General features: G+C 66.8%; 17 protein-coding genes. 11 read left to right on the top strand and 6 right to left on the bottom strand.

What is annotated here, in order from left to right; translation table 11 throughout:
- Positions 1–186 precede the first annotated feature (186 nt).
- Positions 187–2,373 (top strand): molybdopterin cofactor-binding domain-containing protein, encoded by a 2,187-nt coding sequence (locus OG801_RS01525; RefSeq protein WP_406033123.1) that lies wholly within the window; start codon positions 187–189, stop codon positions 2,371–2,373.
- A 9-nt stretch (positions 2,374–2,382) separates the two neighbouring features.
- Positions 2,383–2,859, top strand: coding sequence for a (2Fe-2S)-binding protein (locus OG801_RS01520; RefSeq protein WP_406033121.1), 477 nt, complete (start codon positions 2,383–2,385; stop codon positions 2,857–2,859).
- Positions 2,860–2,890: 31 nt separating this feature from the next.
- Here OG801_RS01520 and OG801_RS01515 read toward each other — a convergent pair whose 3' ends face one another.
- On the bottom strand, positions 2,891–4,159 hold the full coding sequence (locus tag OG801_RS01515; protein ID WP_406033119.1) for a PucR family transcriptional regulator: 1,269 nt from the start codon (positions 4,157–4,159) through the stop codon (positions 2,891–2,893).
- Positions 4,160–4,196: 37 nt separating this feature from the next.
- Entirely contained in the window at positions 4,197–5,276 is a 1,080-nt protein-coding gene (locus OG801_RS01510) for an alkene reductase (protein ID WP_406033117.1), read from the bottom strand.
- Between the two features lie 165 nt (positions 5,277–5,441).
- Between OG801_RS01510 and OG801_RS01505 the strand changes: the two genes are divergently transcribed.
- Positions 5,442–6,044, top strand: a complete 603-nt coding sequence (locus tag OG801_RS01505; RefSeq protein ID WP_350843594.1) for a helix-turn-helix domain-containing protein — start codon at positions 5,442–5,444, stop codon at positions 6,042–6,044.
- Between the two features lie 10 nt (positions 6,045–6,054).
- Here OG801_RS01505 and OG801_RS01500 read toward each other — a convergent pair whose 3' ends face one another.
- The 4 genes from OG801_RS01500 to OG801_RS01485 all read right to left on the bottom strand — a co-directional run bounded on the left by OG801_RS01500 (position 6,055) and on the right by OG801_RS01485 (position 10,209).
- Positions 6,055–6,855, bottom strand: coding sequence for a hypothetical protein (locus OG801_RS01500; protein WP_406033115.1), 801 nt, complete (start codon positions 6,853–6,855; stop codon positions 6,055–6,057).
- A gap of 41 nt (positions 6,856–6,896) precedes the next feature.
- Positions 6,897–7,754: an alpha/beta fold hydrolase gene (locus OG801_RS01495; RefSeq protein WP_406033113.1), complete on the bottom strand. Its 858-nt coding sequence runs from the start codon at positions 7,752–7,754 to the stop codon at positions 6,897–6,899.
- Between the two features lie 226 nt (positions 7,755–7,980).
- Positions 7,981–9,525, bottom strand: coding sequence for a long-chain-fatty-acid--CoA ligase (locus OG801_RS01490; protein ID WP_406033112.1), 1,545 nt, complete (start codon positions 9,523–9,525; stop codon positions 7,981–7,983).
- 195 nt (positions 9,526–9,720) lie between these two features.
- Complete coding sequence (locus tag OG801_RS01485) at positions 9,721–10,209, bottom strand: helix-turn-helix domain-containing protein (RefSeq protein WP_350843586.1); 489 nt, start codon at positions 10,207–10,209, stop codon at positions 9,721–9,723.
- Between the two features lie 155 nt (positions 10,210–10,364).
- Between OG801_RS01485 and OG801_RS01480 the strand changes: the two genes are divergently transcribed.
- The 8 genes from OG801_RS01480 to OG801_RS01445 all read left to right on the top strand — a co-directional run bounded on the left by OG801_RS01480 (position 10,365) and on the right by OG801_RS01445 (position 18,965).
- Positions 10,365–11,237 carry an alpha/beta fold hydrolase gene (locus tag OG801_RS01480; protein ID WP_406033110.1) on the top strand — a complete coding sequence of 291 codons (873 nt, stop codon included), beginning with the start codon at positions 10,365–10,367 and terminating at the stop codon, positions 11,235–11,237.
- A complete protein-coding gene (locus tag OG801_RS01475) occupies positions 11,234–13,132 on the top strand; it encodes an AMP-binding protein (RefSeq protein WP_406033108.1) in 1,899 nt (632 codons plus the stop codon). Before OG801_RS01480 ends, OG801_RS01475 begins: the two co-directional genes overlap by 4 nt.
- A gap of 103 nt (positions 13,133–13,235) precedes the next feature.
- Positions 13,236–14,051: a mycofactocin-coupled SDR family oxidoreductase gene (locus OG801_RS01470; RefSeq protein ID WP_406033106.1), complete on the top strand. Its 816-nt coding sequence runs from the start codon at positions 13,236–13,238 to the stop codon at positions 14,049–14,051.
- Between the two features lie 34 nt (positions 14,052–14,085).
- Entirely contained in the window at positions 14,086–14,919 is an 834-nt protein-coding gene (locus OG801_RS01465) for a mycofactocin-coupled SDR family oxidoreductase (RefSeq protein WP_406033104.1), read from the top strand.
- 67 nt (positions 14,920–14,986) lie between these two features.
- Entirely contained in the window at positions 14,987–15,973 is a 987-nt protein-coding gene (locus OG801_RS01460) for an MDR family oxidoreductase (RefSeq protein WP_406033103.1), read from the top strand.
- A 78-nt stretch (positions 15,974–16,051) separates the two neighbouring features.
- Complete coding sequence (locus OG801_RS01455) at positions 16,052–16,924, top strand: alpha/beta fold hydrolase (RefSeq protein WP_406033101.1); 873 nt, start codon at positions 16,052–16,054, stop codon at positions 16,922–16,924.
- 533 nt (positions 16,925–17,457) lie between these two features.
- Entirely contained in the window at positions 17,458–17,979 is a 522-nt protein-coding gene (locus OG801_RS01450; RefSeq protein WP_406033099.1) for a PadR family transcriptional regulator, read from the top strand.
- Entirely contained in the window at positions 17,976–18,965 is a 990-nt protein-coding gene (locus OG801_RS01445; RefSeq protein ID WP_406033097.1) for a zinc-binding dehydrogenase, read from the top strand. The genes OG801_RS01450 and OG801_RS01445 overlap by 4 nt, the downstream gene beginning before the upstream one ends.
- Positions 18,966–19,013 lie beyond the last annotated feature (48 nt).

Here is a 19,013-nt window from a genome sequence, read left to right as displayed (position 1 = left end):
TCGGAGGCTTCCATGGTCGAACACCCCTCGGACGATGCGGCACCAGCCGATGGCTGGGTCGGGCCGGCCTTGGGCAGACGCAAGGTCCTCGGGTACTTGTTGGCGGCACCGACACTCGCGGTGGCAGTGCGCCTGGGAGTGGACTCGAATGTTCCCAGCGAGGCTGGCGCGCTGACCGCGCTTCCCGTGCCCAGCAACGATCTTCCAGCCGATATCTTCGACCTCGGGGATGCGCAGAACTACGGTGCGAAGCCGACGTCGCACCTGATCTGGATGGAGCTGCGCGAGGACGGCACGGTTCATTTCGCGCTTCCGCGCATGGAGGCTGGCCAGGGCATCGTGACCTCGACGGCGATGATCATCGCCGACGAGCTCGACATCCCGGTCAGCATGGTCGAGGTGACCCTCGCGAAGGCACGCCCCGAGCTGGTCATGAACCAGTTGACCGGCGGCTCCAACACCACCATGTCGACCTACTACCCGGTGCGCGCTGCGGCCGCCATCGCTCGTGGTGCGCTCCTCGAGGCCGCAGCCGCCATGCTGGGCGGGCTCACCCCGAACCTTCTCGACACCGAGGCAGGCGCGGTGGTCGCCCCCGACGGGACCAAGATCCCGTACGGCGATCTTGCCGCTGCTGCCGCGGTGCCGAAGACCACCGAGGTGGAGGCCGAGCTCAAGGCGACGTCCGAGCTCAACATCGTCGGGTCGCCGATGGGTCGTACGGACGCGCGCGCCGCAGTGACCGGAGCGAAGCGTTTCACCTTGGACCTCGACATCGCCGACGCCCTGCCCTGTATGGTCGCCAAGCCGCCGACGATCTTCGGCAAGGTCCGCCAGCTCAACAACGAGGCGGAGGTCGTCGCGATGCCGGGCGTCACCCATGTCGCCGTCATCGAGACCGGCGTCGCGATCCGGGCACGCACCTTCGGCCAGTGCATCGATGCCATCCGAGCCCTCGATGTCGACTGGGATCCGGGACCGGTCGGCGCCGATTCCGACGACGATGTGCTGGCTGACCTCAAGCGGGCTGAGGTGCCGCTGCTGGTTCCCAGCGTCCCGATCCTTGCGAAGACCGTCGATACCGAGTTCACCTTCGCCTTCGCCAGCAATGCCTCGCTCGAGCCGGACTGTGCGATCGCCGACGTACGTGCGGACTCTGCCGAGATCTGGGGCGGGTTCAAGGCCCCGGTCCCTGCCCAGCAGGAGATCGCGTTGAAGCTCGGACTGCCGCAGGGCCAAGTGACGATCAATGTGGTCACCGGGGGTGGGTCGTTCGGCCGCAAGCTCTTCCACGACGGCGCCATCGACGCGGCTCTGGCGTCCCAGGCGATGCGGGCACCGGTGCGGTTGATGTGGCACCGCGCTGACGCGTGTCGGCACGGGCGGATGCATCCGATGTGCACGTCGCGTGTGCGGGCAACGACGCTGGGCAAGCAGGTTCTGACCTACGAACAGCGGCACACCAGCGCCCGCACCGACTTCGGCCACGGATTCGGCGACATCGTCACGGCGGCAGCCGGGAAGCTTCCGGTGACCGACTACACCCTGTCGCAGACGGTCTACTCCCTGACTGCCGGAGCGCACTACAACTTCGGTGCCACCACATCGCTGCTCAACGAGCTGGTGGACCGACGGTTCAACACCGCATCGATGCGCAACATCTACTCACCGAACGTGGCGATCGCGCGGGAGGTGACGGTCGACAAGATCGCCCGAACCACCAACCAGGATCCTTACCAGCTCCGACGCGCCTTCGTCCGCAAGGATAGGTCCCGTGCGGTCCTGGATCGCGTCGCCGAAGCCGGCGACTGGGGACGGTCGATGCCCGCCGGCCACGGCCAGGGTCTCGGGATCCACAACGAATACCACGGTTTCAGTGCATGTCTGATCGAGGTCGACGCCACCTCGGCGACGGTGAACCGGAAGATCCGGAAGGCCGTGACCGGCCCCCGTGTCACCAAAGTCGTCTTTGCTGTCGACGTCGGCCTGATCATCAACCCGACCGGGCTGAAGGCGCAGATGATGGGCGGCATCATGGACGCGCTGGCGATCGTCTTCACCTCCAGCGTCCACCTGAAGGACGGCAACTTCCTCGAGGCGAGCTGGGACAACTACGCCTACACGCGACAGTGGAACACGCCGCCCGAGCTCGAGATCCACCTGATCGAGTCCAACGACGAGAGCCCGGGTGGAGCGGGGGAGTTCGGGGTAGCCGCCGCCTGTGGCGCTGCCGCCAATGCGTACTGGGCGGCCACCGGCACCATGCCGACGCAGTTCCCGATCAACCACAAGGGCCCGCTCCACTTCGAGCCGTTCCCGTACACGCCGTCCGTCCCACCGTCGCCGACCAACGGCCTCGACTTCGTCAGTTAGGACCACGAGATGTCGACACACACGTTCACAGTCAACGGCAAGCAGGTCAGCGTCGAGGTCGAGGACGACGTACGTCTTCTCTGGGTCCTACGGGACGTCCTGGGCATCACCGGACCGAAGTACGGCTGCGGCATCAACGTCTGCAAGGCTTGCACCAGCCACATCAACGGCAAGGCGTTCAACCCGTGCGCGGTGCGAGTCGCAGACATCGCCGCCGGCGACGAGGTCACCACCATCGAGGGACTCGCAGATACCGTCGAGGCCGACCTGCACCCGATGCAGCAGTCCTGGATCGACCACGACGTCGCCCAATGCGGATACTGCCAGCCCGGCCAGATCATGGCCGCCGTCGACCTGGTGCGGCGGGTGAAGGCGGAGGGCCGCGCTGTCACCGACGCCGACCTGGACACGATCCGCAACGTCTGCCGCTGTGGCACCTACCCGCGCATCCGCTCGGCCATCCGCGACGGCGCGGAGAGGATGTAGCCGAGATGATGTAGCCGTGCGGCCTCGCCTGTCACGAGCCTGCGCGCAGCACCCGGACGGCCAGGAGCAACTCCACGAGCGACTCGAGTCGGCGAAGGTCGGAACCGGTGCTCGAGGCGATGCGCTCCAGCCGGTAGTAGACCGTGTTGGCGTGCACGAAAAGGGCCTGCGCCGCTTCGCGGACGTTGAGGTTGCTGTCTGCGTAGGCCTCGAGTGTGTCGGCATAGATTCCGTCGCCCGCGAGATCCTCGGCGAAGAACGCGACCACATGGTCCCTGAGGAGACGACGAGCGAACGGGTCGGGTCGCCGGATCAGGTAGGTGAGAGGGGAGACCTCGGCAATCGGCACGAACCCCCGGCGGCCCCCGAGCGATTCGCAAGCCAGGGCGGCCGCGCCATAGGCATCAGCGACAAGCATGAGGCCCGCTTGGGCGGTGCTGCAACCGACCGACATCGCGGTACCCCGAGCACTCAGCTCATCCGCGAACCGGCGCAGGGAGTGCGTGACCTCCGACTCGGTCCTGTCCAGCAGCGGAATCAAGCCGACCATCTCACCGCGCCGGGCGACGAAGATGCCGGCCCCCGCAAGGGCGAGGGTCGCCGCCGACACGGCTTCGGACAGGTCGTCACTGCACCCCTGGCCAGCTGCCGGTCGTGCCACCACCAGAAGGAAGGTGGAGTCCTCGGCGAGGCCGGCATCGGCGAGGATGCGTTGGCCCAACAGCCCCTGTGGAGCTCGCCCGTCCAGAAGGTCGTCCAGTACGTCCCGCTGCAGTCGCTGGAGATCAGCGAGCTGGTGCTGCTGCAGCTCGAAGTACGAACTCGCCACAGCGGAGCTACCTGCCTCGATCAGGCGCATCAGCTGGGTGACGATCCCCAACAACATCTCCGCAGCCTCATCCGACTGAGCACTGTAGGCACGAAGGCCCTCCCAGAGTGTGCGTTGACCGACTCGGAACGCGGTGAGGAAGTCGACGAGTGAGATGTCGGCCTCGAACCTCGGCCTGGTGTGCTTCGACATCCACGGAAAGTCCTCGGGAGTCGGCTCATGCCCTTCGCGGAGGCTGCGCGCGAAGATCCCGAACACCTGGCGGCAGTGCGCCGCGACGTCAGCCTCCTGGCCGCTGTCTCGGTAAGCGGGGACTGCTTCCCAGATGTCCTGGACCGCCTGCCGAGCGAGCGTCTCCGCAGATTCGTCGATCCAGTCGGCAATCTGTGGCCGCGGCGCACCGTGGATGTCTCTCGGGGCCTGCCCGCCCGCCACAAGGATCTCTCCACTCCCCGGGCTCTCCGGTTGCATGGTGATCGTTCTCCTTCAGGTGGCGGGCGAGTGGGTGTCAGGCGTGGGTCAGCGTCGGGTAGTCGGTGTACCCGCGGGCGCCACCGGTGTAGAGCGTGTCGGCGTCGAGGTCGTTGAACGGGGCATCGGTGCGGAGCCGCTCGGCCACGTCGGGGTTGGCGATGGCGAACCGGCCGAGCGGCGCGATGTCGGCCAGACCTGCGTGGATGTCGTCGGCGATGTGCTCGCGCTCACGCCCGTACCGGACCACGAGCAGCGCGCTCGGCCACGCGTCCCGGAAGGAGCGCAGCAGCTCATCGTCTCCCAGGTGGTGCACGTGCAGGTACGCCAGATCGAGCTTGGCGAGCTCGCCCACGAGGAAGCGGTACTGGGCACGTACGGCCTCGGTGTCGCCCTCATCGAGGCCGCCGAGCGGGAAGGCGGGGGAGATGCGGATGCCGGTACGGTCCGCGCCGATCTCGTCGGCGACGGCCCGGGCGACATCGATCACGAAGCGGGCCCGGTTCTCGATCGACCCGCCGTACTCGTCGGTGCGCTGGTTGGCGTTGGGCGCCAGGAACTGGTGCAGCAGGTATCCGTTGGCGGCGTGGATCTCCACGCCGTCCGCGCCGGCGGCGATCGCCGAGGCGGCGGCGTGACGGAACTCGCCGATGACGTCGTGGATCTCCCCGGCGCTGAGCTCGCGCGGCACGGGGGTCTTCTTCGGGCCCTCGGCGGTGAACATGTCCTGCTCGGCAGAGATCGCCGACGGGGCGACCGGCTGCCGGTGGTGCGGGGTGTTGTCCGGGTGGGAGATCCGCCCGACGTGCATCAGCTGGATGAACAGGTGGCCACCCTTGTCGTGCACCGCATCGGTGACCTTCCGCCACCCCGCGACATGCTCAGGTGTGTAGATCCCCGGCGTGTTGAAGTAGCCCTGCCCGTCGTCCGAGGGCTGCGTGCCCTCGGAGATCAGGAGGCCCAGTGACGCGCGCTGGCTGTAATAGGTCGCCGCAAGCTCGCTGGGGGTGCCGTCGGAGCTGGCGCGGCTGCGGGTCAGGGGAGCCAGTGCGAGACGGTGGGGGAGCTCGAGTCGACCGAGGGTGAACGGCTGCCAGATTGAAGAGGAGGAGGTCATGACCGGGTGATGTTCCTTTGCAATGAAGCGGTGGCCACTGTTCCGGTGCGAGGCCAGGTCGTCTCGTACCGCCGTGGGAGAATGAGCACGGGCACCTTCGAGCCCACGCAACAGTGACTACACTCAAAACTGAGGCTAGTCATAGTTTATTCCGGGAGGAGCACGATGCCAGTGGCGTCCCAGGCGCTTGGGCGACGCGAGCGGAACAAGCAGGCCAAGCTCGAACGCATCACCGCGGCGGCCAGCGAGCTGTTCGCCGAGCATGGCGTGGATGAGGTCACCACGCAGCAGATCGCGGACGCCGCCGACATCGGCACCGGCACCCTCTTTCTGTATGCCAAGACCAAGGGGGAACTGCTGCTCCTTGTCCAGAACGCGCACTACGTCGAGGCGCTGGAACGCGGCCGCGCCGCCGCCGAGAGCGCATCCAACGCGCTGGACGGGGTTCTCGCGCTGGTCACGCCGGTCGTGGAATGCAATCGTGTCCAGGTCGACAACGGCCGCACCTACCTGCGGGAGATGGCCTTCGGCGATCCCACCGAACCCCATCACGCCGAAGCGCTGTCCATCGTCGTCCAGACCGAGGAGGCCGTCGCCGGCATCCTGAACGACCGGGCGCAGATCGCCCCTGCCGAGGCGTTGACCCTGGCTCGGGTGGTCACGGCCATCATGTTCTTGGACATGGCGGTGACCGTGAACGCAGGGTTGAGCGTCCCGGAGATCCTCGCGAGCATTCGCACCCAGCTGGCAGCGATCCTTCCGCGCTGACCTCGGCACGTCAGCTCTCGTAGTGGGGCAGGACCTCGCCGTCCTTCACATAGGTCAGTGTGGCGGCGACGTCGTACGCGTGGATCGCCGAGACGTACGGGACCATCAGATCGGTGAGGTCGCCGACCTGGGTGCCGGTGAAGAACGCGTCGCGGGCGACGTCGTCGGCGAAGCCGAGGATGACGGAAGCGTGCAGGTGTTGATCGCCGGGGTTGTCATGGGCGACGTTCGGGGTGTCCCAGAGCTTCTCGCTCCACGGCAGGAACACCTGCGTGCGCAGCTCCTTCAGGACTCCCGTCCCGGCGAGAGCGGGCACGAGGCCTTTCTTGACGAAGCGGTGGAAGTCGATCGTTCCGGCGTCCGAGTGGCGGCGTAGGTAGACGACCGCGCGTGACCCAGGCCTGTCTCCCGGAGCGACGTCGTACCAGCGGGAAGAGTTGGGTGGGCCGGCGTAGAGAAGGGTGCGGCGGAACACGTTGATCTCGTCCTCATAGGCGAGTGCGGTCTGCTTGCGGCCGGCCAGTGGGGACAGTGGGCTCTCGAAGGTGACTTCGGCGATGCCGTCGATCTTCCGGTCGACCGGGATCGCAGTCTCGACTCCTGGCGTGGCGGGCCAGCGGCCCGGGTTGGCCTCGGCGAGGTGGATCTGCCGGTACTCGAGCTGCCCCGGAGTGTTGGCGATGATGCCGGAGTGAGGGCCCTTCCAGTAGTCCATGCCGGTCTGGCGGGGCTGATCGGTGCGCATCCACAACAGGATCGAGGAGCTGAAGTGCTTCGAGACGTCCGGTGTCTTCGTGGTGGCCTTGCTCATGGTGATGCCTTCCGTTCCTCGTGTGCTGTCGGGGACGTCGTTCACGGCGCGAGGAACTTTGCGGCGACCGGAGCGAACTCCTGCCAGTACTGGAAGATGCCACCGTGGCCCGAGTTCGGGTAGATGATCAGCTCGCTGCCCGCGATCCTCTTGTGCAGGTCCTCGGAGAGCACGGAGGGCACCATCCGGTCGTTGTCGCCGTTGGCGATCAGCGTCGGCTGGGTGATCACGGCCAGATCCGACGGTTCCGAGCGACCGAATCGCTGGATGGCCTTCAGTTGCGTACTGAACGCCTTGTTGCTGATCTTCTTGTCGCGGTCGGCGGTGCGCTCCTTGAGGCGTTCCACGAACGCCTTCCCAGCCTGCTTGCCAACCTTGTCGCGGTTGAAGAAGAGGAACTCCTTCGGGTCAGACCGTGTGATCACGGACCGAAAGATGTCCCAGTAGGTGACGCCCACGACCTTGTCGATGTTCTCGCCGCCGCGCGGCCCCGTGCCGGTCAGCACGAGCTTGCGGACCAGGTCGGGGTGCTTGACGATGAGATCTTGGGCGATCATCCCGCCCATGGAGAAGGAGAAGACGTCTACCTTGTCGAAGCCGAGCGCGGTGATGAACGTGTAGGCGTCGTCGGCGGCTTCCTCCAGGGTGTCCGGGACGGTTCCGGAGGACGCGCCGACGCCTCGCTGGTCGAAGGTGATGACGTGTCGGGTCTTCGCGATGGCGTCGACGATGCGCGGGTCCCAGTTGTCCAGGGTTGCGGCGAGGTGCACGAAGAACACGACGGGGATGCCGCCCGTCGGTCCGAGCTCGCGGTAGGCGAACGTGACATCTCCCGCGGTGACGGTCTTGGCAGGGGCTTTCGCGTACGAGGTGATGGCGGGTTCGCCGGTGGTGCTCATGATGTTGTCCCCTTCGGGGGCCGGTGTTGCCGGCTGCGTTGTCATGGGTGTCGCGACGTATCCAGTCGCGTGCTCAGCGGCGCAGGAATGGGAAGCCCTGAACCCAAGTCCTGGATCGAGGACCTCATGCCGCCCGAGCCCACTCAATCATGAGCGCGCTCAGTAGCGGTGTCAAGGAGGCCCCGCGCGGAGCAGGTTGCCGGTGGTATCCCTGCTCTCGGTCCCGTCAACGCAGCTCGCGCTTGAGGATCTTCCCTGTGGCGGTCATGGGCAGAGAGCTGGCGACTTCGATGATCCGCGGGTACTTGTACGCGGCCATCTGCTCCTTTGCCCAGCGGACCAGGTCCTCGCTGGTCGCCTCGGCTCCCGCGTTGAGGATGACGAACGCCTTGACCTCTTCGCCGTGGCTCTCGTGGGGAATGCCGATGACGGTGGCGAGGCTGATGTCCGGGTGGCTCATGAGGACTTCTTCGATCTCGCGGGGGTACACGTTGAAACCGCCCCGGATGATCATGTCCTTGGAGCGGTCGACGACGTAGTAGAAGCCGTCCTTGTCCTTACGGGCCAGATCGCCGGTGCGGAACCAGCCGTTACGCATCACCTCGGCGGTCGCCTCGACCCGGTTGTAGTAGCCCTTCATCACGTGGTGTCCGCGGGTGGCGATCTCGCCGATCTCGCCGACCTGGGTGACCTCGTTCCAGTCTTGGTCGATCAGCTTGACCTCGACGCCCCAGACGGGAATGCCGATCGATCCTGGTCGCGGATCGCGGTCCGGGTCGCTGAAGGTGACGACCGGCGAAGTCTCCGACAGGCCATAGCCCTCGAGGATCTGCACCCCGAGCTTCTGCTGGGCGCGATTGATGATGTCCACCGGCAGGCTGGAGCCACCGGACACTCCGATGCGGAGGTTCTGCGCGATCCGTGTCACGTCGACGTCGTCGGTCAATGCTTCCAGCAGGCCCCACCACATGGTCGGTACGCCGGCGAAGAAGGTGATCGACTCGCGCTGCATGAGGTCGATGACCTGTCGCGCATCGAAGCGGGGCACCAGGTGCAGGGTTGCTGCCATCGAGAAGCCGGCGTGCATCTGCACGGTGGCTCCGAAGGTGTGGAACAACGGCAGTGCCAGGACGTGGGTGTCGGTCGCCGGTTCGCTGGAGAACAGCCGGTTGCAGGTCAATGCGTTGAAGGCCGTGTTGGCATGCGAGAGCTCGGCGCCCTTCGGGCTTCCAGTGGTTCCGCTGGTGTAGAGGATGCAGGCGGTATCGGTCGCCTCAGTCGCAACCGACTCGAACTGCACGGGCATGGACGCCAATGCCTGGCCGAGTGTCTCGACTCCCTCGATCGGGCTGGGAGCGGCCGGATCCGCGGTGATGAGGAAGAAGTGGCTGGCGCTCGATGCCTGGAATCCGCTGTGTCCTTCGGTCCCGACCGGGAGTTCTGGGGTGCCTTCGAAGCAGAAGTACGCCACGGCCTCGGAGTCGGAGAGGTGGTAGGCGATCTCGCGCGACTTCAGGAGAATGTTGAGCGGGACGATGACCGCGCCGGCCTTGAGAGCCCCGTAGTAGACGATGGGAAACCAGGCGATGTTGGGGCTGCTGAGCGCGACCTTGTCGCCGGGTTGGATGCCCCGGTCGATGAGGAGATTTGCCACCTGGTTGGCGGCCGCATCGACCTGCGCGTAGGTCAGGCGAGTTCCCCCGAACACCAGGGCGTCACGCCGAGGGTACCTACGGGCGGAGTCCTCGAGGAGGACGGACAAGTTGAACATCGGATGCTGCTCCTTGGCGGTTCATGGAACGCCTGGTCGTGCTCGGCGGGCCGTAGTGCTGTCGATTGCAGTATGACCATAATGTGATGAGCGCCATGTGAACAAGGGGCCATGGAGCGATCCGCAATTACTTTGCGTTGGGGACAGGTTCTGGTTGCTGCCGAAGAACGTCCGTAGAGGACAATGGCTCGTTGCTTACGACGCCGACCGGGTTTCGAGCACGGCACGGAGTCGGTCGTCGGCGGCAGGTCCGGGCCGGAATGACGTGTGTTCCTCGTCAAGCGGCTTGCCGGTCGAGCGATCGACCAGCACGGGGTCGACCTCGGCTTCGGTCTCGCTGTCGACCAGGAGGACGTTCACTGCCTCCGGCGGATAGTGCTGGTTGCCCCAGGCATACAGCGCGATCAGTACCGGACGGAAGGCGTGCCCGGCTTCGGTGAGCACGTACTCGTCGCGGGGAGGCCGCTCGTTGTATCGGCGCCGTTCGAGGAGGCCGGCATCAACGAGGGCGGCGAGCCTGCGAGAGAGCGAGTTGGGCGAGATGCCGAGGCTCTTCTGGAACTGCTCGAACCGGGTGAGGCCATGCGTGGCGTCTCTCAGGATCAGGATGCTCCACCACTCGCCGACCCGCTCCAGGGCTAGTGCGACCGGACAACTCATACCTTCGAAGCTTGTGCGTTCCATGATGGAAGTCTACCCGAGTGGTGCGCTTCAGTGCCCGCGTCATCGCTTCCGAAAAAGTTCCATGATCGTAGTCACTTGCGTCATGGTAGTGACGAGCGTTACATTCCACTCGTTACCAGTCCTTCAAGCGAACGAGGTGTGTTGTGAGCTCTTTGGTGATTGACAGCAAGTACCGCTCGGTGGAGATCGAAACGAAGTACGTCGAGGTCGACGGTGTGCGGTATGCCTACCGCGAACTCGGTCCGGCGCAGCCGGTGGACGCGACGCCTCTGGTGTTCCTGCACAGGTTCCGGGGGACCTTGGACGACTGGGACCCGGCCTTCGTGGACGCCATGGCCGCGGAGCGGCACGTGATCCTGTTCAGTGACGCGGCGGTCGGTTCGTCGACGGGAGTGCCGGCGACGAGCGTTGACGAGAAGGCTCGCAACGCGGCCTCGTTCGTGCGTGCACTGGGCCTCGGAAGCGTCGACGTACTGGGCTTCTCGATGGGCGGATTCGTCGCCCAGGCGATCGCCATGGCTGCGCCCGAGCTGGTGCGCAAGGTCGTGCTGATCGGCACGGGGCCCGGCGGTAACGCCGAGACCGATCCGCCCACGGACATCGTCTTCGAGATCGCCCTGAAGCCCGAGTACGCCTTCGAGGACGTCCGCTACCTCTTCTTCGCAGAAGGTCGTGACGCCGAGACCCAGGCCTACATCGAGCGCCACGCGTTGCGTACGGATCGGGAACCGCCGGTCTCCGAAGAGACCATCCAGGCCATGGTGGGCCTGATCCTGGACTACATGGGCGGCAAGACCGACCACTTTGCGCGTCTTGCCGAACTGCGTCAGCCGGCGCTCATCATCAACGGGGACGACGACCACTTCTTCCCCTTGAAGAACGAGTGGCTGCTGTATCGCGAGCTGCCCAACGCCCAGCTGGCGATCTACCCCCAGGCCGGCCACGCGCCCCACCAGCAGCACCCTGAGACCGTTGCGGCTCAGGTCAACCGGTTCCTCGGCGCCCAGGACGCGGAAGCGTCTCGATGACCGACCATGGCAGCCTCTACCAGGGCTGGCGAGACGACCCGCTCGGCTACTGGCGAGAGCAGGCCTCTCGGATCGCCTGGGAGACGGCGCCGTCTGAGGTCTTCGACGCGGCCGCCGGTCCGTACGGCCGCTGGTTTCCCGACGGCCGGCTGAACACGAGCTACAACTGCCTGGATCGTCACGTCGAGGCAGGTGCTGGTGACCGCCCGGCGCTCGTCTGGGACAGCGCGATGACCGGTGAGGTCGTCACCCACACCTACCGCGAGCTTCGCGACCGGGTCGCCAAGCTGGCCGGTGCCCTCGCTGCCGTGGGAGTGGGCCGGGGCGATCGGGTGGTCATCTACATGCCGATGGTCCCTGAGGCGGCGATCGCGATGTTGGCGTGCGCGCGGCTCGGCGCTGTCCACTCGGTGGTGTTCGGCGGGTTCGCGTCCTCCGAGCTGGCGACGCGGATCGACGCCACCGCTCCACGCGTCGTGATCGCGGCATCGTGCGGACTGGAGCCGGGCAGGGTGGTGGAGTACAAGCCGGTGCTCGACGAGGCGCTCACGCTGGCGCGCCATCGCCCGGAGGCGTGCTTCGTGCTCCAGCGTCCGCAGGCGCCGGCGGAGCTGATGGCGGGTCGTGACCACGATCTGCTGGCCGCGGAGGCGGCGGCGAGCCCGCACGATCCGGTGCCCGTGCAGGCGACGGACCCGCTGTACATCCTGCACACCTCGGGCACGACGGGTCGGCCGAAGGGCATCGTCCGCGACAACGGCGGGCACGCGGTCGCCCTCGCCGCCTCGATCCCGACGATCTTCGGACTCAGCGAAGGAGATGTGTACTGGGCCGCCTCTGACGTCGGGTGGGTGGTCGGGCATTCCTACATCGTCTACGCGCCGCTGCTCGCCGGGCTGACCTCGGTGATGTACGAGGGCAAGCCGGTCGGTACCCCGGACGCTGCCGCGTTCTGGCGGGTGATCGAGCGACACCGGGTCAATGTCCTCTTCACCGCACCCACCGCCATTCGGGCGATCAGGCGTCAGGACCCGGAGCTGGACCTGAAGGCGGAACACGACCTGTCCTCGCTGCAGGCGGTGTTCCTGGCCGGCGAGCGCTGTGACCCCCCGACCGCGATCTGGTTGCAGGAGCAGCTCGACCGACCTGTCATCGACAACTGGTGGCAGACCGAGACCGGCTGGCCGATCACGGCCCGGTTCCGCGGTGGAGAGTTGACCCCGTTCAAGCCCGGCTCCGGTGGACGACCGAGCCCGGGGTTCGAGGTCGCTGCGCTCGACGATCTCGGCAGCCCGTTGGCCGCGGGGGAGACCGGCAATCTCGCGATCCGGCTTCCGCTCCCACCGGGATGCGCACCCACGTTGTGGGGCGACGACGAGGGCTACCGGACGTCGTACCTGGAGGACTTTCCGGGCTGGTACCGCACGGGAGACGCCGGGCGCGTCGACGGGGACGGTGACGTCTGGGTGCTCGGCCGCACTGACGACATCATCAACGTGGCCGGGCATCGCTTGTCCACGGGTGCGATGGAGGAGGTGCTGGCCGCCCATCCCGATGTCGCCGAGTGCGCGGTGATCGGTGCACCCGATCCGCTGAAGGGCGAGCTGCCGACGGGACTGGTCGTGCTCAAGACAGGCGCAGACCGCGACCCGGCAGCCATCGCGGGCGAGCTGGTGGCGATGGTCCGTGAGCGGATAGGCGCGGTTGCGTCGTTCCGCACGGTCCTGGTCGTCGACCAGCTTCCGAAGACCCGCTCGGGGAAGATCCTTCGTCGCACGCTCCGCGACCTCGCCACCGGAGGGCCGGTCCAGGTGCCTCCGACGATCGAGGACCCCGATGTCGTCGACCGCCTTCGGGAGGCCTTTGGTGCGGTGGAGGCCCAGGCAGCGCGCTGATCGACCACGACGCCGGGCTGCACCGCAGCCACGACGCCTCGCTTTCACACGGAACGGCCACGAATGGCCGATCCCGTTCGGTTCGAACAACGAGGAGAAGCTCATGGGACGAGTCGAGAACAAGGTCGCGTTCATCACCGGGGCGGCCCGCGGACAGGGCCGTGGCCATGCGCTGCGACTGGCAGCGGAGGGCGCCGACATCATCGCGCTGGACATGTGCAAGCAGCTGCCGTCCGCGCGCTACGACCTGGCCACGTCCGAGGACCTGGTCGAGACCCGCAAGGCAGTCGAGGCACTGGGTCGTCGGGCGATCGTCATCGAGGTGGACGTACGTGACGAGCAGCAGCTCGAGGAGGCGTTCCGGGAGGGAGTCGCTGAGATCGGCCCCGTGGACATCGTCATCGCCAACGCGGGGGTCGCCCTGTTCGCGGTGGACCAGCCGCACGAGGCGTGGAAGGACACGATCGACATCAACCTCACCGGCGTCTTCAACACCCTGGAGACAGTCGTGCCGTCGATGATCGAGCGCGGCGCCGGCGGGGCCATCGTGCTGACCAGCTCGACGGCAGGTCTGCGCGGAATCCTGGGGCCGTCCCGGGGGTCACTCGCGTACGTCGCCTCGAAGCACGGCCTGGTCGGGCTGATGCGGTCCTATGCCAACAATCTGGCAGCCCACTCCATCCGGGTGAACACCGTGCACCCGACCGGGGTGGAGACGCCCATGATCGTCACCCCGTCGATCGACGCCTTCCTCGAGGCGAACCCCGAGCTCGTCTCGCACGTCACCAACGCGATGCCGGTCGGCCTCGTCTCGGTCGAGGACGTCACCAACGCGGTCCTCTACCTCGTCTCCGACGACGGCCGCTACGTCACCGGGACGACTCTGACGGTCGACGGTGGCTTCGCCAACAAGAACTGATCCAGGACTCATCCACACAACCAAGGAGCACAACATGACTGGACGCGTCGAAGGCAAGGTCGCCTTCATCACCGGGGCAGCCCGGGGACAGGGCAGGGCACATGCCGTCCGGCTGGCCTCAGAGGGAGCCGACATCATCGCGGTCGACATCTGCGAACCGATCGACTCCGTGCCGTACCCCCTGGCGACCGAGGCCGACCTGAAGGAGACGGTGAACCTCGTCCAGGGCCTCGGCCGCAAGATCGTGGCGAGCCACGCCGACGTGAGGGACTTCTCGGCACTCGAGGCGGCCGTGGCGGACGGGGTCGCGGAACTCGGACGGCTCGACATCGCCGTGGCGAACGCCGGGATCCTCTCGGCGGGCCCGACCGAAGCCCTGCCGGAGCAGAGCTGGCGAGACATGATCGACGTCAACCTCACCGGTGTCTACCATGCCGCCAAGGCCGCGATCCCGCACATCCGAGCAGGAGGCGCGGGAGGATCGATCGTCTTGACCAGCTCCGCGCTCGGCATCAGGGCGATGCCGAACATGGCCCACTACGTCGCTGCGAAGTCCGGTGTCATCGGCCTGATGAGGGTCATGGCCCTCGAACTTGCCGCAGAAAAGATCCGGGTCAACACCGTCAACCCCAGCATCGCGGACACCCCCATGGTGCAGAACGACGCCGTGCACAAGCTGTTCGTGCCCCACATCGACTCCCCGACACGTGAGCAGGCGGCCGAGGTCTTCGCGACGCTGAACCCGATGCCGACCCCATGGGTCGACGCCCAGGACGTCAGCGAAGCAGTGCTGTTCCTCGTCTCGGACGAGGCCCGTTTCGTCACCGGCCTCGAGTTCAAGATCGACGCCGGCTTCTGCCTCGCGTGACCGTCGCCCGCCCTTCGGGCCTCGGACAGCAGCCCGGGGCCGACCAAGCACCCTCCAAGGAGACCAGATGAGAGCAGTACAGATCCTGAAGGACGACGCCGGCCAGCGCGCCGAGCTCACCGAGATCCCCGACGAGGACATCGGAGACGGCGATGTCACGATCGCGGTCGAGTACTCGGCGGTCAACTTCAAGGACGGGCTAGGGGTCACCGGTGCTGTACCGGTGGTCGAGCGCTTCCCGGTGGTCGCCGGCATCGACCTTGCCGGCCGCGTGGTCGAGGCCTCGGCCGAGTCCGGGTTCTCGCCGGGCGATGCGGTCGCCGTCAATGGGTGGGGGCTGGCCGTGAACCACAACGGTGGCTTCGCCACCAAGGCACGCGTACCCGCAGAGTGGATCACCCGGATACCTGAGCGGTTCACCACCTGGCAGGCGATGGCGATCGGCACCGCGGGCTACACCGCTGGCCTCAGCGTCGTGGCCCTGCAGCAGCACGGGTTGAAGCCCCAGGACGGACCGGTCATCGTCACGGGCGCGGCTGGTGGCGTCGGCTCGGTGGCGATCGCACTGCTCGCCGCGCTCGGCTACGAGGTGCACGCCTCGACCGGACGACCGGCCGAAGAGGCGTACCTGCGCCGGCTGGGCGCATCCACCATCGTCCCGCGCGCGGAGCTTTCGGAGCCGGCTGCGGCACCACTCCAGAGCGAGCGATGGGCAGGCGGTGTCGACAGCGTCGGCAGCCACACGCTGGTGAACGTGCTCAGCCAGATCCGTTACGGGGGAGTGGTGGCGAACTGCGGGCTCGCCCAGGGACTGGACTTCCCGGGGTCGGTGGCTCCGTTCATCCTGCGGGGCGTCACCCTGGCCGGGATCGACTCGGTCAACGCTCCGCAGACCAAGCGGAACGACGCCTGGGATCTGCTGGCCGCGAACCTCGACGCAGACCTGCTCGAGCAGATGACCACCACGGTGCCGCTCGGCCAGGCAGCCAAGGTGGCCGAGCAGGTGCTTGCGGGAACAGTGCGCGGGCGGACGGTCGTCGACGTCAACGCCTAGCGATTTTCTGGGCGGCTGGGGGCGGCTGGGGGCGGATGGGGGCGGCGCGCGGTGCGGGACTACGGGAGAGTGTGAGTCATGTTCGATGACTTCCGCCGGGAGGCGGTCCGCACCGCGATCACCATCAACACGGTCGTCGGGGGCAGTGGCAGTCCCGTGCTGCTCTTGCACGGCTATCCGCAGAACCTCTCGATGTGGGCACAGGTAGCCCCAGCCCTTGCTGCGAACCACACCGTGGTCTGCGCCGATCTGCGTGGCTACGGTGACTCGGACAAGCCGGTCCAGGACGAGGACCTGGCCAACTACAGCTTTCGACAGATGGCGCAGGATCAGGTCGATGTCATGCGGACCCTCGGCTTCGACCGGTTCCATGTGGTCGGCCACGACCGCGGTGCCCGGACCGCGCATCGCATGGCCCTCGACCATCCCGAGGCTGTGCGTTCGCTCGCTCTGTTGGACATCGCACCCACCTACGACATGTTCGAGCGCGTGGACGCGGCCATGGCAAAGGCGTACTGGCACTGGTACTTCCTGCAACAGCCGGCCCCGTATCCCGAGGAGATCATCGCGGCCAATCCAGACCATTTCTTCGAGGGCTGCCTGACCGGCTGGGGAGCGATGGGGCTGAGTGACTTCGACCCCGATCAGCTGGCGTCCTACCGGCGATCCTGGCGTGATCGCGACTTCATCTTCGGCAGCGGCGCCGACTACCGTGCCGCTGGCGATGTCGATGTACGCCTGGACGAGGCCGATCTCCACCGCAAGGTCGACTGCCCGGCGCTGGTGCTTTGGGGTGAGCGGGGAATCGCTCGACTCATCGACATGGAGGAAGTGTGGTCAGCCCGGCTGTCACAGATGCGCACGGCGACCTTGCCCAGCGGACACTTCTTCGTCGACCAGTTCCCCGCAGAAACGACTCAGATCCTCCGTAGCTTCCTGGCCTCCGTCTGACCCGCCCGCAGCCAACGAATGTCGGAAAGTTGATCAGGGCGACCTCGCCCCGATATGCGGTCTCGCCGCGAGCCTTGGCGCTCGCGTACTCTGCACCAGACGACTACTTGAGAGGGACTTGAGCCCGCGGTGACGTCCGGCGTCAAACAGCAGCCTTGTCCGGTGACTCGGTGGCGATGCTTCAATCGCCTCCTACTTCTAGGCCTGTTGACGGTGTCAACACGGGGCTCGCGTTCCGGGCATTTCCCGTGGTCTCCCCACGCTTGGCGATGCGCTTGAGGCGCCTTCGCGCAGATCGTCTTCATCCGTACGCTCATCACCGGCAAGCAGGGCACCGAGCCCGGCCGTTCCATCGAGCAGGTCTCCAACACGGGTCAGTATCTGTAACCTGTGTCGACTGCATCATCGGCCCGTCACCTGCGAAAGGGTGGCGGGCCGATTGTCGTCGGCGGCCATGCGAGCGCCGCCGGGGCGTTGATCCCGAAGGCGGGAACGCTAGGACAATACCTCGAATCGAGGTACTGTTCCGTGGTGTGAGCATCGTCGACGTCATGGTCCTCGGCTTCTTGGCCGAAGGGCCCCAGCACGGCTACGAGCTGCGACGGAAGATCGAGCAGCTGTACGGCCACACTCGCCGCGTCAGCGATGGCACGCTCTATCCTGCGATCGACCGGCTCGAGCGCAACGGCCATGTGGTCAAGAAGTTGGCGTCGGGGCGTGGTCGGGCCGGTCGGCACACGCTCACTCTCACCGATGCCGGGCGGGCTCATCTGCTCGAAGCGATTCGCACCGCCGACGGCCACGACATCACCGACGCGAGCCGGTTCTTCGTCGTGCTCACCTTCTTGTCGCTGCTGCCGGACCGTGCCGATCGGCACGCGGTCCTGCGCCGGCGACTGGAGTTCCTGGAGACGCCGGCGAGCTTCTTCTACGACGGTGACCGCCCGGTCCGGGCCGAAGAGGTCGGCGACCCCTACCGTCGCGGGCTGCTGCTGACCGCCCGTGCCACCAGTGCCGCCGAGAGGGCCTGGATCAGAGAGGAGATCGACTCATGAGCTCGAGCGAGACCATGCGAGCTGTTGTGCTGGAGGCGCCCGGACCGGTGGAGGCCCTGCAGGTCCGGGACGTGCCTGTCCCGGAGCCTGAGCCGGGCTGGGTGCGGATCCGGGTCAAGGCGTTCGGGCTCAACCGCTCGGAGCTGCACACCCGACTGGGGCTCGCCGGGGACTCCGTGACGTACCCGCGCGTGCTGGGCATCGAAGCCACCGGCATCGTGGATCTTGCGCCGAGCGGCGAGTTCGAGCCCGGGCAGCAGGTGATGACGATGATGGGTGGGATGGGACGTACGTTCGACGGCGGCTATGCCGAGTACACCTGCGTCCCGGCCGCACAGGTCATCCCGTTCCACTCCGACCTCGACTGGGCGACGTTGGGGGCCGTGCCGGAGATGCTGCAGACGGCGTACGGCTCCCTGACCGTCGGAGTCGGCATCGAGCCTGGTCAGAGTCTTCTCATCCGGGGCGGCACCTCCTCGGTCGGGATGGCGGCAGCTGTGCTCGCCAAGCGGGGTGGTCTTCGCGTGCTCGCCACGACCCGGAGCGCGACCAAGGCCGAGGCGCTCGAGGCGATCGGGGTCGATGACGTGCTGGTCGATGACGGCGACGTCGCGGCCCAGGTGCGGCGCCTGCTTCCTGAAGGGGTCGATGGCGCGATCGAGCTGGTCGGAACTCCGACGCTCCCCGACACGCTTCGGTCCACCCGCGTCCACGGCACGGTCTGTTTCACCGGGATGCTCTCGAACGTGTGGACCGTCGAGGAGTTCTACCCAATCGACTATCTCCCCACAGGTGTGCGCCTCACCGCCTACGCCGGGGAGGCCGACGATCTCCCGGCCCACGTTCTTCAGGGATTCCTCGACGACGTGGCGGCCGGTCGTGCGGTGGTGCCGATCGACACGACGTACGACCTCGACGGGATCCGTGAGGCCCACCAGCGGATGGAGGAGGGCACGACCAGCGGGAAGCTCGTCGTGGTCCTCTGAAGCCGGTAGCGGAGTCTATTCGGCTGCGGGTGGGCGGCTCGCGGGCTA

It is taken from the genome of Nocardioides sp. NBC_00163, assembly GCF_045206295.1.
In the GTDB taxonomy this organism is placed as follows: Bacteria; Actinomycetota; Actinomycetes; order Propionibacteriales; family Nocardioidaceae; genus Nocardioides.
This window is presented reverse-complemented; position numbering and strand designations above follow the sequence as displayed.

Excerpts from the sequence above, each read along its gene's own strand:
- OG801_RS01510 (WP_406033117.1), bottom strand. The coding sequence starts at position 5,276 with ATGACCTCCTCCTCTTCAATCTGGCAGCCGTTCACCCTCGGTCGACTC.
- OG801_RS01460 (WP_406033103.1), top strand. The coding sequence starts at position 14,987 with ATGAGAGCAGTACAGATCCTGAAGGACGACGCCGGCCAGCGCGCCGAG.
- OG801_RS01475 (WP_406033108.1), top strand. The coding sequence starts at position 11,234 with ATGACCGACCATGGCAGCCTCTACCAGGGCTGGCGAGACGACCCGCTC.
- OG801_RS01490 (WP_406033112.1), bottom strand. The coding sequence starts at position 9,525 with ATGTTCAACTTGTCCGTCCTCCTCGAGGACTCCGCCCGTAGGTACCCT.
- OG801_RS01465 (WP_406033104.1), top strand. The coding sequence starts at position 14,086 with ATGACTGGACGCGTCGAAGGCAAGGTCGCCTTCATCACCGGGGCAGCC.
- OG801_RS01470 (WP_406033106.1), top strand. The coding sequence starts at position 13,236 with ATGGGACGAGTCGAGAACAAGGTCGCGTTCATCACCGGGGCGGCCCGC.
- OG801_RS01520 (WP_406033121.1), top strand. The coding sequence starts at position 2,383 with ATGTCGACACACACGTTCACAGTCAACGGCAAGCAGGTCAGCGTCGAG.
- OG801_RS01445 (WP_406033097.1), top strand. The coding sequence starts at position 17,976 with ATGAGCTCGAGCGAGACCATGCGAGCTGTTGTGCTGGAGGCGCCCGGA.
- OG801_RS01455 (WP_406033101.1), top strand. The coding sequence starts at position 16,052 with ATGTTCGATGACTTCCGCCGGGAGGCGGTCCGCACCGCGATCACCATC.
- OG801_RS01505 (WP_350843594.1), top strand. The coding sequence starts at position 5,442 with ATGCCAGTGGCGTCCCAGGCGCTTGGGCGACGCGAGCGGAACAAGCAG.
- OG801_RS01500 (WP_406033115.1), bottom strand. The coding sequence starts at position 6,855 with ATGAGCAAGGCCACCACGAAGACACCGGACGTCTCGAAGCACTTCAGC.
- OG801_RS01495 (WP_406033113.1), bottom strand. The coding sequence starts at position 7,754 with ATGAGCACCACCGGCGAACCCGCCATCACCTCGTACGCGAAAGCCCCT.
- OG801_RS01485 (WP_350843586.1), bottom strand. The coding sequence starts at position 10,209 with ATGGAACGCACAAGCTTCGAAGGTATGAGTTGTCCGGTCGCACTAGCC.
- OG801_RS01515 (WP_406033119.1), bottom strand. The coding sequence starts at position 4,159 with ATGCAACCGGAGAGCCCGGGGAGTGGAGAGATCCTTGTGGCGGGCGGG.